A 1,818-nucleotide genomic window follows, 5' to 3' on the forward strand; every position below is an offset into this window, starting at 1 on the left:
CTCTGAGAGCGTAGACTGGGGCGGTGTACTCACCTGTGCTGAAGCTTTGGTAAGTAGGTAAACCTGTGTGATCGAAAGTCAATTTCAGTGCGCAGATACACATGAACCCTTGCAGAGAAGTATTTGTAAGGGTTTTGTTTTTCTTGACGGTGGTCATAGGTATCCAAAATATAGTATGCGTATACCGGAGGGTCGAAAACAGTTGGGGTTCAAACAATAAAACTTTACAGGTATGTGAAATAATTATTGTATGGTACTACCCCTCAAGTGTATGTTTATACCATACGGAGGTTGATATGAATATACTTGCCGAAATACTCTCATCAAAAGTCCGAGCTGAATTCTTTAGGCTCCTGTTTGGAATACGTGATTATGAATACCATCTACGCGAAATCGAGCGACAATCTGGGTTCACAATAGGAACTGTCAGACAGGAAGCTGAAAAGCTTTTAAGAAATGCTCTCGTAATCAAACGTATCGATGGCAATCGAACCTATTACTCAGCAAACAAGGAACACCCCCTCTACCCTGAGATCCACTCGCTCACCCTGAAAACTGTCGGACTCCGAGACATCCTTCTGGCTAAACTGCAGTCTGCTGATATTAGATTCGCGTTTGTTTTTGGCTCTATAGCCAGTGGATCAACTCGTGCAGATAGCGATATTGATCTTTTTGTAATTGGAAATACCAGTTTGAGAGAACTTAGTGGCCTGCTGGGAGATGCGTCCGACTTATTAGGCAGAGAGATCAATATTCAGGTAATGAAATTTCAAGATTATTCTCAGAAATTGGCTGCAAATGAGCATTTTATAACATCCGTAATGTCATCACCAAAACTTATGATCATAGGAGCTGAAGGTGAGCTTACAAACCTGGTATGAGAATGGGTGGCTGCATACACACCAAACGAGCCAGAAAGAGATTAGTAATTTGCTTGGAATTGTTTACCGAGACCTTGAAGATGCACAAGGAAAATCTCTTTCCAGTGACTGGCAATTCGGGATAGCATATAATGCTGCCCTCAAACTCTGTACATGTCTTGTTTATGCAGAGGGTTTTCGCCCGGAAAAGAATCTGGCACATTACAGGACTTTACAGGCTTTACACATGATCCTTGGTGATGCACACCGAAATGATGCGGCTTACCTGGATGCATGTCGCATGAAGCGGAATACATTAGAGTACGATGTTGCAGGTGTGGCAACTCAAGCTGATGCCGATGAACTCCTGGCCTACGTTCAAGAACTTCGGGAAACGGTCATTGAGTGGTTGAATAAGCAGCATTCTGACCTAATTCTATGACATCACTTAAATAGCCACCCCTCTCAAACCCTGAGGGTATTCTATCCAATCGCGTATATCATTAACGGTATATTTGTCCCAGTTTGTCACTAAATGGATAGAAAAATTGGCTCGAGAATTGGGGAGATTACCCTCGTCGTGAGATGAGCCAAACCATTGCTGACTCTGCCTTCACACGGATGGCAAAGAAGTCTGAAACTCGCTAGAAAACAATTATCACTCACCGACTCTTAATAAATTTCCCCTCATTGTTATTATTACACTTACAGACACAACATATCGATAACATACCGTTGAGCTCTTATGCCGGGTGTTTTGCGTGTTGCGAGGTTTGGATAGGAAACTCTAACATACACCGGGACTCATTCCCCGATTGACAGTATATAATATTAAAACTCAAACCCAACTCCCGCTCTAAATCGACGACCCAGATCATATGCTCCTGGATCACTGAGTATTCCGCCCGCGAACCCATTTGAATCAACCCAAAGAACGTTTTGCTGGTCTAGTATATTT

2 protein-coding genes are annotated in these 1,818 nt (G+C 42.8%); both read left to right on the plus strand.

What is annotated here, in order from left to right:
- The first annotated feature begins 296 nt into the window (after positions 1–296).
- Positions 297–881, plus strand: coding sequence for a nucleotidyltransferase domain-containing protein (locus tag U9Q77_12535; protein ID MEA3288186.1), 585 nt, complete (start codon positions 297–299; stop codon positions 879–881).
- Entirely contained in the window at positions 859–1,302 is a 444-nt protein-coding gene (locus U9Q77_12540) for a hypothetical protein (protein ID MEA3288187.1), read from the plus strand. The genes U9Q77_12535 and U9Q77_12540 overlap by 23 nt, the downstream gene beginning before the upstream one ends.
- The last annotated feature ends 516 nt before the right edge of the window (positions 1,303–1,818 follow it).

This window comes from Candidatus Neomarinimicrobiota bacterium, assembly GCA_034716895.1.
In the GTDB taxonomy this organism is placed as follows: domain Bacteria; phylum Fidelibacterota; class UBA8477; order UBA8477; family JABMPR01; genus JABMPR01.

Excerpts from the sequence above, each read along its gene's own strand:
- U9Q77_12535 (MEA3288186.1), top strand. The coding sequence starts at position 297 with ATGAATATACTTGCCGAAATACTCTCATCAAAAGTCCGAGCTGAATTC.